14 protein-coding genes and 4 tRNA genes are annotated in these 15,823 nt (G+C 59.0%); 11 read left to right on the top strand and 7 right to left on the bottom strand.

What is annotated here, in order from left to right; genetic code table 11:
* Positions 1–87: 87 nt before the first annotated feature.
* Both ALQ04_RS14425 and ALQ04_RS14435 read left to right on the top strand, forming a co-directional pair.
* Complete coding sequence (locus tag ALQ04_RS14425; RefSeq protein ID WP_122316431.1) at positions 88–849, top strand: spermidine synthase; 762 nt, start codon at positions 88–90, stop codon at positions 847–849.
* 401 nt (positions 850–1,250) lie between these two features.
* Positions 1,251–2,954 carry a DEAD/DEAH box helicase gene (locus ALQ04_RS14435; RefSeq protein WP_183142177.1) on the top strand — a complete coding sequence of 568 codons (1,704 nt, stop codon included), beginning with the start codon at positions 1,251–1,253 and terminating at the stop codon, positions 2,952–2,954.
* A 67-nt stretch (positions 2,955–3,021) separates the two neighbouring features.
* Here the strand turns inward: ALQ04_RS14435 and ALQ04_RS14440 are convergent, their stop codons facing one another.
* The 3 genes from ALQ04_RS14440 to ALQ04_RS14450 form a co-directional block, all read right to left on the bottom strand.
* Entirely contained in the window at positions 3,022–3,789 is a 768-nt protein-coding gene (locus ALQ04_RS14440; protein ID WP_122316433.1) for a class III extradiol ring-cleavage dioxygenase, read from the bottom strand.
* Between the two features lie 210 nt (positions 3,790–3,999).
* Positions 4,000–4,887, bottom strand: coding sequence for a protease HtpX (htpX, locus tag ALQ04_RS14445; protein ID WP_122316434.1), 888 nt, complete (start codon positions 4,885–4,887; stop codon positions 4,000–4,002).
* 251 nt (positions 4,888–5,138) lie between these two features.
* Positions 5,139–6,350 (bottom strand): pyridoxal phosphate-dependent aminotransferase, encoded by a 1,212-nt coding sequence (locus ALQ04_RS14450; protein ID WP_122316435.1) that lies wholly within the window; start codon positions 6,348–6,350, stop codon positions 5,139–5,141.
* Positions 6,351–6,542: 192 nt separating this feature from the next.
* Here ALQ04_RS14450 and msrB point away from each other — a divergent pair, with 192 nt between their 5' ends.
* Entirely contained in the window at positions 6,543–6,938 is a 396-nt protein-coding gene (gene msrB / locus ALQ04_RS14455) for a peptide-methionine (R)-S-oxide reductase MsrB (RefSeq protein ID WP_122316436.1), read from the top strand.
* 108 nt (positions 6,939–7,046) lie between these two features.
* The gene (locus ALQ04_RS14460) at positions 7,047–7,532 is read left to right on the top strand and encodes a glutathione peroxidase (protein ID WP_122316437.1); all 486 of its coding nucleotides are present in this window, start codon (positions 7,047–7,049) and stop codon (positions 7,530–7,532) included.
* Here ALQ04_RS14460 and ALQ04_RS14465 read toward each other — a convergent pair.
* Complete coding sequence (locus ALQ04_RS14465) at positions 7,525–9,885, bottom strand: response regulator (protein WP_122316438.1); 2,361 nt, start codon at positions 9,883–9,885, stop codon at positions 7,525–7,527. The genes ALQ04_RS14460 and ALQ04_RS14465 overlap by 8 nt on opposite strands.
* Positions 9,886–9,971: 86 nt before the next feature.
* Here ALQ04_RS14465 and ALQ04_RS14470 point away from each other — a divergent pair, with 86 nt between their 5' ends.
* Positions 9,972–10,862, top strand: coding sequence for an ATP-binding protein (locus tag ALQ04_RS14470; RefSeq protein ID WP_122316439.1), 891 nt, complete (start codon positions 9,972–9,974; stop codon positions 10,860–10,862).
* A complete protein-coding gene (locus ALQ04_RS14475) occupies positions 10,859–11,341 on the top strand; it encodes a GAF domain-containing protein (RefSeq protein ID WP_122316440.1) in 483 nt (160 codons plus the stop codon). The genes ALQ04_RS14470 and ALQ04_RS14475 overlap by 4 nt, the downstream gene beginning before the upstream one ends.
* A 51-nt stretch (positions 11,342–11,392) precedes the next feature.
* Here ALQ04_RS14475 and ALQ04_RS14480 read toward each other — a convergent pair whose 3' ends face one another.
* Positions 11,393–12,151: a hypothetical protein gene (locus ALQ04_RS14480; RefSeq protein WP_122316441.1), complete on the bottom strand. Its 759-nt coding sequence runs from the start codon at positions 12,149–12,151 to the stop codon at positions 11,393–11,395.
* A 283-nt stretch (positions 12,152–12,434) separates the two neighbouring features.
* Between ALQ04_RS14480 and ALQ04_RS14485 the strand changes: the two genes are divergently transcribed.
* From ALQ04_RS14485 to ALQ04_RS14500, 4 genes are all read left to right on the top strand, one after another.
* Positions 12,435–12,510 (top strand) — tRNA-Glu (locus ALQ04_RS14485).
* Positions 12,511–12,514: 4 nt separating this feature from the next.
* Positions 12,515–12,590, top strand: a tRNA-Gly gene (locus tag ALQ04_RS14490).
* 104 nt (positions 12,591–12,694) lie between these two features.
* Positions 12,695–12,770, top strand: a tRNA-Glu gene (locus ALQ04_RS14495).
* Between the two features lie 2 nt (positions 12,771–12,772).
* Positions 12,773–12,848: transfer RNA gene (locus ALQ04_RS14500), tRNA-Gly, on the top strand.
* Positions 12,849–12,963: 115 nt separating this feature from the next.
* On the opposite strand, the gene ALQ04_RS14505 is transcribed toward ALQ04_RS14500, so the two are convergent.
* Both ALQ04_RS14505 and ALQ04_RS14510 read right to left on the bottom strand, forming a co-directional pair.
* Positions 12,964–13,737: an NAD(P)-binding domain-containing protein gene (locus ALQ04_RS14505; RefSeq protein WP_122316442.1), complete on the bottom strand. Its 774-nt coding sequence runs from the start codon at positions 13,735–13,737 to the stop codon at positions 12,964–12,966.
* 128 nt (positions 13,738–13,865) lie between these two features.
* Positions 13,866–14,588 (bottom strand): pirin family protein, encoded by a 723-nt coding sequence (locus ALQ04_RS14510; protein WP_122316443.1) that lies wholly within the window; start codon positions 14,586–14,588, stop codon positions 13,866–13,868.
* Positions 14,589–14,786: 198 nt separating this feature from the next.
* On the opposite strand from ALQ04_RS14510, the gene ALQ04_RS14515 reads away from it, so the two are divergent.
* Positions 14,787–15,737 (top strand): GlxA family transcriptional regulator, encoded by a 951-nt coding sequence (locus ALQ04_RS14515; RefSeq protein WP_122316444.1) that lies wholly within the window; start codon positions 14,787–14,789, stop codon positions 15,735–15,737.
* Positions 15,738–15,823 lie beyond the last annotated feature (86 nt).

Below are 15,823 nucleotides of genomic sequence, written 5' to 3' on the forward strand. Positions count from 1 at the left end.
GCTGTGGGCTCGATAGTTGTGACAAATGCCTTCGCTTGGCTGACAATTCGCCCTTTGCGCGCGGCGCGACTGCCACCGGGAGAGGTGATGACTGAAGAGCGTGAACGCCAGGAACGGATTCTTGCCGAAGTCCATGATGACTTCGGAATGATTCGCGTGCTGGAGGTGGATGACTACCGCTTCCTCGAATTTGGCGATGCCATCGAACAGAGTTGCACCTTCACCGCCGACCCCAGTTGGCTGGAGTATGACTATACCCGCGCGATGCTGATCGGCGCCTTGTGTCATGAAGCTCCCGAGAGCGCACTGTTCCTCGGCCTGGGAGCAGGAACCCTCACTCAGGCATGCATGAAGTTCCTGCCGCTGGACGACGTGGAAGTCATCGAACTACGCCCGGATGTGCCGCGCCTGGCAATCGAGTACATGGGGCTGGATGACGATCCGCGGCTCTATATACGTATCGGCGATGCGCTCGAACTGCTCGACAGCGCCGAGCCGGCCGATCTGATCTTTGTCGACCTCTATACCGATGTCGGCCCGGGCGCCGGGCATCTGGCCTGGAAGTTTCTTCACAACTGCCAGCAACGCCTCAATCCGGGTGGCTGGCTGATCATCAATCAGTGGGCCACCGATGATGGCAAGCCATTGGGTGCGGCGTTGCTGCGCGGGCTTTATCACCGCCATTACTGGGAGCTGCCGGTGAAGGAGGGCAATGTCATCCTCATCGTGCCAGCCGACCTGGAGCAGACCCTGGATTCGGAAGCCCTGATCCGGCGCGCCGAGGCCCTGGCGCCACAGTTGGGTTATTCGTTGCTGCCGCTGATCAAGGACATTCGTTCCGCGACCTGAGGTGTGCGATGGCCAGTCGAAGTGAGACATTTCGCCGCACTTTGCGCGGCAAAATCGCATTCATATGAATGAATGAGTGAAACGTTTAACCGGCCGCGCCCGCAATCGCGGGCCTTCAAGGCATGCAGGCCGGTTTGGCGAATTGCGAGATGGCTGCAGAATACGTTCCAACCGCCAATATTTTGTAAAAAAAGCCTCACTTTCAGCCGCAATTCCGGTATAGTGCGCGCCGGCCTTAAGAGGCCCTCGTCAAGTTGCAGTTTCCCGAAGTCCGCTTCGATAGCTTGTCCGCTTTGCGGACTATCCTTGACGATCCATTCATCAAACGTTTTCGCAAATCCCCGCCGACAAAGCAGCCAGGGTGACCTCAAGGTCGTACACGGCACGCGCAGCTTTGAAGCATGGGTCTTTGCGGATGCACCAGAGGCAGACCCATGACCCAGGAAATCGGCGGCTTCGCCGCTCTCGACCTTCATCCAAGTATTGTTGCAGCCGTCATCGCGACTGGCTACGAAGAGCCGTCGGCCATTCAGCAGCAGTCCATCCCTATTATCCTTGCCGGCCACGACATGATCGGCCAGGCGCAGACCGGTACCGGTAAAACCGCCGCGTTCGCCCTGCCTATCCTGAGCCGTATCGACCCGAGCAAGCGTGAGCCCCAGGCCCTGATCCTGGCGCCCACCCGCGAGCTGGCCCTGCAAGTGGCCACCGCTTTTGAAACCTACGCCAAGCAGATGCCGGGCGTGAACGTCGTTGCCGTCTACGGCGGCGCGCCGATGGGCCCGCAGCTCAAGGCCATCCGCAACGGCGCACAGATCGTTGTCGCCACGCCTGGTCGTCTGTGCGACCACCTGCGTCGTGACGAAAAAGTCCTGACTACCGTGAACCACCTGGTTCTCGACGAAGCGGACGAAATGCTCAAGCTGGGCTTCATGGACGACCTGGAAGTCATCTTCAAGGCCATGCCTGAAAGCCGTCAGACCGTACTGTTCTCGGCGACCCTGCCACAGTCGATCCGTGCCATCGCCGAACGCCACCTGCGCGATCCGAAGCACGTCAAGATCCAGACCAAGACCCAGACCGTTACCGCGATCGAGCAGGCTCACCTGCTGGTTCACGCCGACCAGAAGACCTCTGCTGTATTGAGCCTGCTGGAAGTCGAGGATTTCGACGCCCTGATCATGTTCGTACGCACCAAGCAAGCGACCCTGGATCTGGCCAGCGCCCTGGAAGCCAAAGGCTACAAGGCTGCTGCACTGAACGGCGATATCGCCCAGAACCAGCGTGAGCGCGTCATCGACTCCCTCAAGGATGGCCGTCTGGACATCGTTGTAGCGACCGACGTTGCTGCCCGTGGTCTCGACGTTCCGCGTATCACTCACGTGTTCAACGTCGACATGCCTTACGATCCGGAGTCCTACGTTCACCGTATCGGCCGTACCGGTCGTGCCGGTCGCGAAGGCCGTGCCCTGCTGCTGGTAACTCCACGTGAGCGCCGCATGCTGCAAGTGATCGAGCGTGTGACTGGCCAGAAGGTCGTGGAAGTTCGCCTGCCGGATTCCCAGGCTGTCCTGGATGCCCGCATCAAGAAACTGACCAACAGCCTGGCGCCGCTGGTAGCTGATGCGGAAGCGAGCCATGGTGATCTGCTGGATCGTCTGACTGCCGACATCGGTTGCACGCCGCGTGCCCTGGCCGCAGCCCTGCTGCGCAAGGCCACCAACGGTCAGGCGCTGACTCTGTCTGCCATCGAGCGTGAGCGTCCACTGGTTCCAAACAACGCACCGCGTGATCGTGGCGAGCGCAGTGAACGTAGTGGTGATCGTCCAGAGCGCGAGCGTCGTGCTCCGCTGCCACTGGCCGAAGGCCGTGCTCGCTGCCGTACCGCGCTGGGTGCGCGTGATGGCATCGCTGCCAAGAACCTGCTGGGTGCCATCCTCAACGAAGGCGGCCTGGCCCGCGAAGCAATCGGCCGTATCCAGGTTCGTGACAGCTTCAGCCTGGTCGAGCTGCCGGAAGATGGTCTTGAGCGTCTGCTGACCAAGCTCAAGGACACCCGCGTTGCTGGCAAGCAGTTGAAGCTGCGTCGCTATCGCGAAGACTGATCAGCTCTTGAGTTGATCGTCTGATGAAAAAATCCCCGACTGGTTCGGGGATTTTTTTGTTCCGGATTCAGCCAAACCGGTAAATGTCCATGCCCAGCGCGCCCATGGTGAAGCCCTGATAGGCAATGCTGAACTGCCCGCCAGCCCCTCGGGAGAAGTAAAGCGGTAGCAAGTGCTCATCGCTCGGATGGCTGCGTACCGCGTGGGGTGCGAGTGTGCGGTAGTCATGAAGAGCGGGCTCGTCGTTGTCCGCCAGCTTTTCAATCATCCAGTCACGAAACTCCCTGGCCCAGGGCTCGATGCTTTCAGGCCCGGCCTGCCAGTCCAGTTCGCGCAGGTTATGGGTGATGCTACCGGAACCGATAAGCAGCACGCCTTGTTCGCGCAGGCTCGCCAGTGCCTTGCCGACACGGGTCTGCAAGGCCGGGCCGTGGCGGCTGGGCAGCGAAACCTGTACCACCGGGATATCGGCCTGCGGATACATCAACGACAGCGGCACCCAGACGCCATGGTCAAAGGGGCGTCTGCTGTCCATCCGCGCCGGCAGGTCGCTTGCAGCCAGCATTGCGACCACTTCCTCGCTCAGTGTCGGCAAGCCCTTGGCGGGGTATTGCACGGCGAACAGCGCGGGTGGAAAGCCGCCGAAGTCATGCCAGGTTTCCGGTTGCGGGTTGCCATTGACGATCAGTTCGTTGCTTTCCCAGTGTGCTGAAACAATCACGATTGCCCTCGGCTTGGGCATCCCGGCCGCCAGGCGTGCCAGTGCCGGGCCGCTTTCGCCGGGCTCAAGGGCCAGCATGGGGGAACCATGGGAGATAAACAGGCTGGGAAACATGGGAGAGTCCTGAGTGGGTGGGATGTGCCTATCTTCAGGGAGATCATTGATCTGAATCTAATATAAGTTCTTAGGTGTTCTGATCGAAATTATTGGAGGATCAATGCCGGAGTGTCAAAGCGGCGCAGCCCCGGTGAACAGGTCTGCCTTTTGTTACGGACATGAAAAAGGGCGACTTTCGTCGCCCTTTCTGTTTTGCCGTTCGCAGGATCAACCGCGACGACGCAGCGCCTCGATACGTTCTTCCAGCGGCGGGTGGCTCATGAACAGGCCTGCCAGACCGTGCTTGAGACCACCATTGATGCCGAATGCGCTTATGGTGCTCGGCATGTTGACCGGTACGCCCTGTTCGGAGCGCAGGCGTTGCAGCGCGCCAATCATGGCGGTGGTGCCTGCCAGTCGTGCACCGGCTTCGTCAGCCCGGTATTCGCGTTTGCGCGAGAACCACATGACGATGGCGCTGGCCAGGAAGCCCAGTACCAGTTCGGCAAAGATCGTGGTGATGTAGTAGGCGATACCCTGGCCGTTTTCCGTCTTGAAGATCACCTTGTCGACGAAGTTGCCGATGATTCTCGCAAAGAACATCACAAAGGTGTTCACCACACCCTGGACCAGCGCCAGCGTCACCATGTCGCCATTGGCTACGTGGCCGATCTCGTGGGCCAGCACGGCCTTGACTTCATCGGGCGAAAAGCGCTCCAGCAAACCCTGGCTGACTGCAACCAGCGCGTCGTTCTTGTTCCAGCCGGTGGCGAAGGCGTTAGCCTCGTAGGCCGGGAAAATACCGACTTCCGGCATTTTGATACCGGCTTCTCTGGACAGTTGCTCTACGGTTTGCAGCAACCATTGCTCATGGCGAGTGCGCGGCTGGGTAATGATCTGTGTGCCTGTGCTCATTTTCGCCGACCATTTGGAGATGAGCAGCGAGAACAGCGAGCCGGCGAAACCGAACACAGCGCAGAAAACCAGCAGCTGATTGAGGTTGAGATCAACCCCATTGGCCGCCATGAACCCATTGAAGCCAAAAAGGCTCAAGGTAATGCTGGCAATCAGCACGACCGCAAGGTTAGTGGCCAAAAACAGCAAAATGCGCATCATGGTCGAAACGTTCTCCTCGGGAATAAATTGCAACGTGATGCCGGGTATATAAGGTGATGCCCGCTGCTATTCAACAGAGGGACTATTTCAAACTGTGTCGTTTTGTCGTATTCGATGTTAATCCTGCCAACCTGAACGGCACCTGAGCCAAGGCAGCGGGCGTTTCGCGGATAAATCGAAGGGCGGAAGAGGCGGGAAGGTCTTGCAACAACTGCCCCGAGTCGGGCCCGGGGCAGGCAGGTCAATCAGGCTTACTGCTTGTAACCTTTGACGAAGTTGCCGATGCGGCCGATGGCCTGTTCCAGGTCGTCGACTCGTGGCAGCGTCACCACGCGGAAGTGGTCAGGCCATGGCCAGTTGAAGGCGGTGCCTTGCACGACCAGCAGTTTTTCCGAGAGCAGCAGGTCCAGGACGAATTTCTCGTCGTTGTGGATCGGGCAGATCTTCGGGTCGATGCGCGGGAAGGCATACAGCGCGCCCATGGGTTTGACGCAGCTTACGCCGGGAATGTCGTTGAGCAGCTCCCAGGTGCGGTTACGCTGCTCCAGCAGGCGTCCCTGCGGCAGAACCAGGTCATTGATGCTCTGGTAGCCGCCCAGCGCCGTCTGGATGGCGTGCTGGCTCGGTACGTTGGCACACAGGCGCATGTTGGCCAGGATGTCGATGCCTTCGATGTAGCTCTGGGCATTGTGCTTGGGCCCGGAAATTGCCACCCAGCCAGAACGGAAGCCAGCGACGCGATAAGACTTGGACAGGCCGTTGAAGGTCAGGCACAGCAGGTCGGGGGCCAGCGAGGCGGTGCTGATGTGCACGGCTTCGTCGTAGAGGATCTTGTCGTAGATCTCGTCCGAGAACACCACCAGGTTGTGCTGGCGAGCCAGTTCCAGCATGCCCAGCAACACTTCCTTCGAGTACACGGCGCCGGTCGGGTTGTTCGGGTTGATGATCACCATGGCCTTGGTGTTGGGGGTGATCTTGGCCTTGATGTCCTGCAGGTCGGGCCACCAGTTGGCCTGCTCGTCGCACAGGTAATGCACCGGATTGCCACCCGCCAGACTGACGGCGGCGGTCCACAGTGGATAATCCGGAGCTGGAATCAGTACTTCGTCGCCATTGTTGAGCAATGCCTGCATCGACATCACGATCAGCTCGGAAACGCCGTTGCCCAGGTAGATGTCCTCGATGCCGATGCCTTCGACCTGCTTCTGCTGGTAGTACTGCATCACGGCCTTGCGGGCACTGAACAGGCCCTTGGAGTCGCTGTAGCCCTGAGCGGTCGGCAGATTGCGGATCACGTCCTGGAGGATTTCGTCCGGCGCCTCGAAACCAAACGGTGCCGGGTTGCCGATATTCAGCTTGAGGATGCGATGGCCTTCCTCTTCCAGACGTTTGGCGTGCTTGAGCACGGGCCCGCGAATGTCATAGCAGACGTTTGCGAGCTTGTTCGATTTGCTGAACTGCATGGTGATTGATCCCGAAAATGGACGAGCTGTTGCTGGCTTGCAACGAAGGTCGCAGGACATGACCCGATGAAAATGGGTTTGTATGCGACAAACGCGGGTGACAGACTGACATCTGATGAGGCGCAATCATACGTGCCACCCGATCCGTGGAAAAGACACAGATCGGGCTTTTTCGGATTGGGAGGTGTACCTGTGGACAAGTTGCACAAGACGCTCGAAGAGTGGAAGCAAATGCTCGATCCAGAGCAGTACAACGTCTGTCGCCTGAAAGCGACCGAACGGCCCTTTACGGGCAGGTACAACAGTACCAGGACCGAAGGGGTCTACCATTGTGTGTGCTGTAACGAAGCGCTGTTCGATTCGACGACCAAGTTCGATTCCGGCTGCGGCTGGCCCAGCTTTTATGCGCCGATAGAAGGCAGTGCAGTGGTCGAAGTGCGCGACATCAGCCACGGGATGATTCGCACCGAGGTGGTGTGTGCCCGATGCGATGCCCACCTCGGGCATGTGTTTCCCGATGGTCCGCCACCGACCGGACTGCGCTATTGCATCAACTCGGTGTGCCTGGACCTGGTGCCACGGGCGTGATTGCGGCTCGTTGCCTGGCTTATCGGCGTGTATCAACAGAAGAAATTGAATGCGCGTGCCATTCGATTGCAGGCTAACTTCAATATTCATTTTTTGTGAGGCATCGTCATGAGCGAAAACCTGTTGAGCATTCCTTGCACCACGATCAAGGGTGAGCAGAAGACCCTGGCCGATTTCGCTGGCAAAGCGGTGCTGGTGGTCAATACGGCGAGCAAGTGCGGCTTCACTCCGCAGTACAAGGGGCTTGAGACGCTGTGGCAGCAGTACAAGGATCGCGGGCTGGTGATACTGGGCTTTCCCTGCAACCAGTTCGGCAAGCAGGAACCCGGTAATGAAGGTGCCATCTCCGAGTTCTGCGAGCTGAATTACGGGGTCAGCTTCCCGTTGTTCAAGAAAATCGACGTCAATGGCAGCCATGCCCATCCGCTGTTCGTGCAGTTGAAGAAGCGGGCACCGGGGCTGCTGGGCTCGGAGCGCATCAAGTGGAACTTCACCAAGTTCCTGGTCGACGGCGAAGGCCGGCTGGTCAAGCGCTTTGCTCCGCTGACCAAGCCCGAGGAGTTGACCGGCGAGATTGAAGCGCTGCTCAAGTAGAGCGGCTGTCCTGTTCGAGCGCAATCCACTGGTCCAGCATGCTGACCAGCTCCGCTCGGCGAAACGGCTTGGCCAGATAGTCGTTCATGCCCGCAGCCCGGCAGCGTTCACGCTCCTCGGGCATGGCATTGGCGGTCAGGGCCACGATCGGCAGGTCTGGCCAGCGCCCGCTGCTGCGGATCTGGCGACTGGCTTCGTAGCCGTCCATGACCGGCATGTTGCAGTCCATCAGAATCAGATCGAAATCGCTGTGCTCCAGTTGCTCGATGGCCTCGGCGCCATGGCCGCTGACTGTGACTTCGCAGCCCAGTTTGCTGAGCATGCCCTTGGCGACCAGCTGATTGACCGGGTTGTCCTCCACCAGCAGGATGCGCGCCGGTCGCAACGTTGCCAGTTCGTCGGGAGAGCTTGTGTGAACGCCTGACTCCTCCATATGCAACGCGCGTCGCAACGTGTTGTAGAGCGCATTGCGGGCCAGCGGGCGTGCCTGCTGCTGCAAGGGGGCCAGGGCGCTGACCTGTTCGACAGGCATGAAGTTGCCATAGGCAGTGACCAGCAGAATGGGAACCTGGGTCGACGGACGTATCGCGAACAGGCATTCCGGGCAGTCGGTAATCACAAGATCGGTATGCGGGTCGAGCGTCATGTCGCAGGTTTGATCATCGGTGCCGCGGCGCTTGAAGTCGACTCCCCAGGCGGGCAGAAGAGTGCCCAGCAGTTCCACCAGTCCACTGCCGGCCATGCTGATCACGGTCACACGGCCCTTGAGAGCCGGTGGTGCGACGGCTTCCAGATGAATCGGCAATGGCAGTTCGACGCAAAACAGGCTGCCGAAGCCCACCTGGGACTGGATGCTCAACTGGCCGCTCATGGCTTCACACAGGCTGCGAGTCAGCGACAGTCCCAGGCCGGTGCCACCAAATTGTCGGGTAATGGCCGTCTCGGCCTGGGCGAAGGGCTGGAAGATGCGTTCCTGGGCTTCCTTGGCAATACCGATGCCGGTGTCGCGCACTTCGATCCGAACCCGGTTCTCCCGCGTCTCGGCGTCCAGGGCGCAGGACAGGCGGACATCCACCCGGCCGAAACGGGTGAACTTGAGCGCGTTGGAAAGCAGGTTGCTGACGATCTGCCTGACCCGTGTCGGGTCGCCCATCACCAGAGGCGGGAAGTCCGGGGCGATCAGGCAGGTCAGCTCTACGCTGGGGGCGGCGTTCTGCGAGAGCAGGTTGGCGGTATCTTCGATCAGCATGCCCAGATCGAAAGGAATGCGCTCGATCTCCAGATGCCCGGCATTGAACTTGGACATGTCGAGAATATCGTTGAGCAGTTCTACCAGCACCTTGCCAGAATCGTGGGCAATCATCAGTTGCTGGCGTTGTTCGGCGCTCAGCGGGCCGTCCAGTGAGAGGGCGAGCATTCCCAGCAAGCCATTGAGGGGCGTGCGGATTTCATGACTCATGTGCGCCAGGAAGGCCGAGCGGGCGTGTGCCATGTCCAGCGCGGTGCTGCGGGCAATCTGCAGTTCTTCGTTGGACTGGCTGAGGCGAATGTTGCTGGCCTTGAGTTCGTTGGTGCGCGCCGAAACGATATTTTCCAGTTCGTTGAGGTGATTGGTCAGCCGGTCCTCGGCCTCGCGGCGCCGGGCGAACTCGGTGCTCATGGTTTCGATATGCCGGTTGAAGGTCTTGACCAGCACGCCGATTTCATCGTTCTCATGGCCGGGAGGGCAGGCCATCTTTTTCTGGATCGGGCTGCGCGGATCATGTCGGCTCAGGTCGCGAATCAGGTTGACCAGCGGTTTGGTCAGCGTCGCGTAAAACAGCATGGTCAGAATGCCGGCCAGCACCAGGCTACGCACGAAACCGTTGAGCAGGGTGATTTCGGCCCGCTGCAGGAAGTGACTGCCGAAGGCGAAGGTGTCGACGGTCAGGCTGAGGGTGCCGATTACCTCGCTCGGCATATGGTCCAGGTGCAGGACTTCCTCGAAATGCCGGCTTTCGCCGAACAGCCAGTCACTGAGCACCCGATAGCGCCCGGTCGCCATGGGCCGTTCGACGCTGGAAAGCACCATATTGTTGTTATCGGTCAGTCTGGCACTGACCACGGCAGGCGAATGCAGCAGGCCCAGGGTCAATTCCTGGGCCAGTTCGGCATCGATGTTGTAAGCCATGCGTGATGCCGGGTTGTGGCTGATTTCCATCAATGAGCCAATTTCACGATCGATGGAGGCATCTTCGCTGGCATAATCGAGGGCAATCTGCAGCAGGCTGAGCAGGGTTCCCAGAATGAAACCGATCAATACGGCCATCCGGGCCTGCTTGAACGACAGCCTGTTGGTGAACGATATATCCATGGAGTTCCGTCGCTTCTGGTACTCGGTGCGGGGCAAGCATAGCCGATCATGCATTGTCATTAATCAGTTAAATATAAGGAGGTTCTTTGGATATTCGGTTGATGGCTTTTCTGGAGCGCGCCGATGCCGTGCTGGCGCGCCTGGAACCCTTGTTGCCTGCCGTGCGTGAGCCGGTCGACTGGTCCGCGAGCCTGGCGGCGCGCTGGGTGCGCGAAGGGCGCAACGGTTATCTGCTGCCTCTTGAAGTCAGTCTCGACATGCGTCTGTCCGACCTGATCGGCGTCGATCTGCAGCGTGACCAGTTGGGTCGCAACACCCGCCAGTTCATCGATGGCCTGCCGGCCAACCATGCGTTGCTGTGGGGCTCACGCGGGACTGGCAAGTCTTCGTTGATCCGTGCCCTGCTGGCCGAATACGCCTGCAACGGTCTGCGCCTGATCGAGATCGAACGCGATCATCTGGGCGACCTGCCGCGTCTGGTCGAGCAACTGCAGAAACTGCCACAGCGCTTCGTGCTGTTTTGCGATGACCTGTCTTTCGAGTCGGGCGAGGGTGACTATCGGGTACTCAAGAGCGTGCTCGATGGCTCGCTGGAGCAGGCGCCGGACAACGTGCTTCTCTACGCGACCTCCAACCGCCGCCATCTGGTGCCGGAGAAAGAGAGTGACAATGCCAACTGGCAGCATGTCGATGGTGAACTGCATCCCAGCGAGGCCGTCGAGGACAAGATCGCGTTGTCGGATCGCTTCGGCCTGTGGCTGTCTTTCTATCCCTTCACCCAGGAGCACTTCCTGAATGTGGTGGAGCACTGGATTACCCAGTTGGCACAGAAGGCCGGTCTGGCCTGGCAGCGTGACGAAGAGCTGGACAAGGCTGCCGTGCGTTGGGCGACCGGACGGGGTAATCGTAATGGGCGTTGCGCCTACCAGTTTGCCCGTTATTGGGTAGGCCTGAAATTGTTGGAGCAAGAGGCATGATCGATTTGCAGAATATTGGCGCGGGCCAGGAAGGTTATGACCTGCTCGCCGCACAGTTACAGGCGTTGCTGGCCGATGAACGTGATTTCATCGCCAATGTCGCGCAGTTTTCCGCGTTTCTATACACCCAGATTAGCGATTTGAACTGGGCGGGCTTCTATCTCAATCGCAATGAAGAGCTGGTGCTTGGGCCATTCCAGGGCCAGGTCGCCTGTGTGCGTATTCCGTTCGGGCGTGGTGTTTGTGGTGCGGCAGCGCAAAGCCGGCAGACCCAGCGGGTGGAAGACGTCCATACATTCGCCGGGCACATTGCCTGCGACAGCGCCTCGAACAGCGAGCTGGTCATACCGTTGATCAAGGAGGGCGTGTTGATTGGCGTGCTGGACCTGGACAGTCCGCTGGTAGGGCGCTTCAAGGAAGGGGATCAGGCGGGGATCGAGCGTCTGGCGGCTATCTTTCTGGCATCCACCGACTGTTGAGTGGCTGGCCAGTCCGCCGTTGCGCAGAGCAGCGCAACGGCGATGCGGTTATCAGTCGTAGATAACCTTCTTCTTCCATTCCGATTCGACTTCGTCAGCCTTGAGGCCTTCGGTCAGGGCGTTGTCGTCATCAGCGCTTGGCGCAGTGTTGGTCAACACCATCGAGTTGGCGCGGGCCAGTTGTTTTTCCATGGCCTGCAACTGCTGTTGATAGGTCACAGGATCCGGCTGGTTACGCAGGTACTGTACGCCGCGCTCGAAGGCCAGGCGTGCCTGACCTGGCTGCTCCTGGGACAGCGCAAGCTGGCCGAGGTTGTTGAAGAACTCGATATGCAGGTTCACCAGGATCACGCGGATTTCGCGAATCCAGTGCTTGGCTTCGCTGGTCGGCAGGAAACCGTCATGGGCTGCACGGGTAACCTGGCCGTGGAGTGCTTCCAATAGAAAGCGGATGTCCTTGGCCTTGGCCTCGGTCTGGATCGGGCTGACCGGGTTGCTGACCGGGATGCGGTCGCCCTGTGCGATCAGTTCTTCCAGTTCGGTCTGACGGGTCTTGAGCTGGGCGTTGCCCTTTTCCAGCGCCAGCATGCGCTGCACCACATTAAGCTCAAGGCGGGTCAGCAACAGCTTGAGGGCCGGCGACATCAGTTGGCCCGGGAAGGTTTCGGTGATTTCCCCGCAGCGCCGCATGCGGTCGCTGAGTTCTACCTTCGCACGAGCCTTGTCCAGTTTGCTGTTTTCAGCGACATGGTTCAGGTAGCCAATCGCTATAAGCAGCGCGATACCAGCTACTACCATCAGCGTGATCATGAGTGGTGTCACTGCGCAAACCTCATTTTTCCGGTAAATATTGTGCGAGTGTAGTGGCTAAGCACTATTGCGCATAGATGCCCCTGTCGGACATTGCAACTTAATGTTCTATCAAGGCAACAGGTTTCCGGCCAACGGTCTTCTCCTTAAAGAGGGCGAAGTCGTTGATTTAAATAAATTTTCAGAAGGGGGTTGACGACCTGTCAAACCATCCATAGAATGCGCGCCACTTACAGCGTAAAGCACACAGCGAAGCGCAATAAGTAGTGAATGTTGTACGTGTGTCCCCTTCGTCTAGTGGCCTAGGACACCGCCCTTTCACGGCGGTAACAGGGGTTCGAGTCCCCTAGGGGACGCCATATTGCGGGAATAGCTCAGTTGGTAGAGCACGACCTTGCCAAGGTCGGGGTCGCGAGTTCGAGTCTCGTTTCCCGCTCCAGTTTTATACAATTCTGCTTTCGAGCGGGGTTGAGTGAAACCAGAACCAAGTCTTCGGATGCGGCTCTGGACACTGGAACACACACCATGTGTTCCGGGTAGCGTGTCCCCTTCGTCTAGTGGCCTAGGACACCGCCCTTTCACGGCGGTAACAGGGGTTCGAGTCCCCTAGGGGACGCCATTGCGGGAATAGCTCAGTTGGTAGAGCACGACCTTGCCAAGGTCGGGGTCGCGAGTTCGAGTCTCGTTTCCCGCTCCATATTCACGAAAACGCCGCTCATTGAGCGGCGTTTTTGTTTGTGCGTTTTTTCCCTTCGCGTGCCCCCGTGACTTGTCCGGGTGCATGCTTTTTCCTGTCCTTCATTTGTTCGGGCTTAGCGAGGCTTGTTGCTCAGCAGCGCGTCCAGCACAACCTGGCTGGCTGCGCTCCATGCTTCGCTGGAGTGCTGGTGGTTGAGTACGTCGAGTCCGCTGGCGGTGAAGGTTCCGGGGGTTGCGATCTGCTGGCCCAGTTCATTCAGTTTCTGTTCTGGCTGATTCCGGGCGCTGGCCAGGCAATCCTGCAGGTTGCCCAACACCAGTTCGCGAGCCTTGTCGGCAGGCAGGCCCTTGTCGGTCAGCCACTGTTGCAGATCGTGCAGCAGGAAATAGAACCAGCCGTTCATGCAGGCCGCGACGGTAGCCAGCTCGAAATCCGCTTCCTGTTCCAGCACCACCAGATTGCCCAGTGGCCCGAGGAGACGTTCGGAATTCGCGTGCGGCGGACAGACCACCACCGTGGACTGATTGATCTGCGAGGCGTAGGACAGCATGGCCCGTGTGCAATGTGCCTGCGGAAAATAATCGGCGAGAGCTGCCAGATCGACACCGGCGGCCAGCGAAACCAGTTGCTGGCCGGGTTTCAGGGTGACCTCGCGTGCCAGACTCGGCAGGACCTCGGGTCGCACGCCCAATAACAGCCATTCGGCGCTGTCGACCACTGCCTGATTACTCGTGGCGAACCTGCACTGGCATTCGTCCACCAGGCGAGTCGCGCGTTCCTCGTTGCGAGGGGAAAGATAAATGGCTCCCTCGAAACCACTGCGACGCAGGCCTCGAACGACTTTTTCAGTCAGTTCGCCCACGCCCAGAATGCCCACACTCTGCATGATTTGTCCTTTTGCCTGTCAGTCTCCGGGTTGTATAGGACCACGTTGTTGCCGGGTTGTCCCGCCAGGCCCTGCGCATGCCTTCTGATTCCCCGGAAGGCATGCTTTTTTCCTTCTCTATATAAGCCTCAAGGCATCTGTGGTCGTTCGTTCGGGCGCATGTCGAAGACCAGCACTTCGGCATCCACGCCTTCACTGAATTGAATCAGTTGTTCGTCGCGCAGCCGCACACCATCGCCTTCTCCCAGCTTCTCGCCATTGAGTACGACGCTGCCACGGGCGACATGCACGTAGGCATGACGATTGGCTGGCAGTTCCAGGCTGGCGGTTTCATTGCCGTTGAACAGACCGGCGTAGACCCGCACATCCTGGCGGACTTTCAGCGAGCCATCGTTTCCTTCGGCGGAAATGATCAACTGCAGGCGTCCACGTTTCTGTGCCGCACTGAAGTGTTCCTGCTGGTAGTTCGGTGTCGCGCCAGCCACATTCGGTACGATCCAGATTTGCAGAAAATGCACCAGTTCGCTGTGCGAGTGGTTGAACTCGCTGTGCGCCACGCCGCTGCCGGCGCTCATCAGTTGCACGTCGCCAGGACGGATCACCGAGCCGGTGCCCAGAGTGTCCTTGTGTTCCAGTGCGCCTTCGAGCACATAGGAAAAGATTTCCATGTCGCGGTGCGGATGCTGGCCAAAGCCTTTGCCCGGCGCAACGCGGTCATCGTTGATCACCAGCAGGTCGGAGAAACCCTGTTCCTGCGGGTTGTAGTAATTGGCGAACGAGAAAGTATGAAAGGATTTCAGCCAGCCATGATTGGCTGCGCCACGGTCGGAAGCTTTGCGAAGAGTCAGCATGGTTGTTTCTCCATTTCGGTGTCGATGGTTATCGACCTGTTGAGATGAAGGTTACTGGTTATCGTTGGTCGCAATAAGTAGCTGAAAAACGAATGACTGTCCTTCTCAGGTTGACAGTCGGCTGGGGGCGGCATAGAGGCTTCATCTTCGTCATAATGCTCTGTCTGTCTTTCACCTCATTCAAGTGATGCACACCTCATGAAAAGCGTGGCGATGGTGCTGTTCCCGGACTTTCTTTTGCTCGATATGGCAGGACCTATCGAGGTGTTTTCGATTGCCAATCGTTATTTGCAGCCTGACAGGCACTATCAGGTTTCAACCATCGGTACCGAGCAGGGCGCATTGCGTGCGTCCTGTGGGGTCAACATTCTGGCCGACCGGCATATCAGCCAGGTTACGGAGAGTTGCGACCTGTTGCTGGTGCCGGGAGGGCCGGGTGCCTACAACGAAAGACACCAGCCTTTATTGAACTGGCTACATGACGCCGCGCCCCGTGCCTCCTGCTATGGCTCCATCTGTACCGGGGCTTTTATCCTGGGTGACGCCGGATTGCTCGACGGGCATCGGGTGACCACGCACTGGCATTACACGGACCGGCTCATCAAGCGCTTCCCCAAGGCGCAGGTGGAAACCGACCAGATCTATATCCAGGATCGCAACCTCCTGACCTCCGGTGGCGTGACTGCCGGCATCGACCTGTCGCTTGCCGTTGTGGCTCAGGACCATGGCAAGAAGGTCGCCCAGGATGTGGCCAAAGTGCTGCTGGTGCTGATGAAACGCCAGGGTGGCCAGGCGCAGTTCAGCCCCCTGATGACCGCCGTTGCACTTCAGGAAACCCCCGTCACCCGTGTGCAGAATCATGTGCTGGAGCATCTGGATGAAGCGTTCAGCATCGAGCGCATGGCAGGGCTGGCCAATATGAGCCCGCGCCATTTCGCCCGCACCTTTGCCCGCGAGGTGCAGATGACGCCCATGGACTTCCTGCAAAGCGCCCGTATCGACCGCGCCCGTAACCTGCTGGAAACCACCGATCTGCCGCTCAAGACCGTGGCCTATAAAAGCGGTTTTGGCAGCGTGCGGCACATGCGTTTCCTGTTCAGCGGCAAGATTGGTCTGACGCCAGCCCAGTATCGCGAGCAATTCAGTTGAGGTTGTCCGTATTGCGCACCGTAATGACCGTATCGCGCCTCCCGTAGCGGTTGTTCCGCTGTCCCTGCCTGCCAAGATGAACACGA

This window comes from Pseudomonas cichorii (assembly GCF_003700275.1).
In the GTDB taxonomy this organism is placed as follows: domain Bacteria; phylum Pseudomonadota; class Gammaproteobacteria; order Pseudomonadales; family Pseudomonadaceae; genus Aquipseudomonas; species Aquipseudomonas cichorii_B.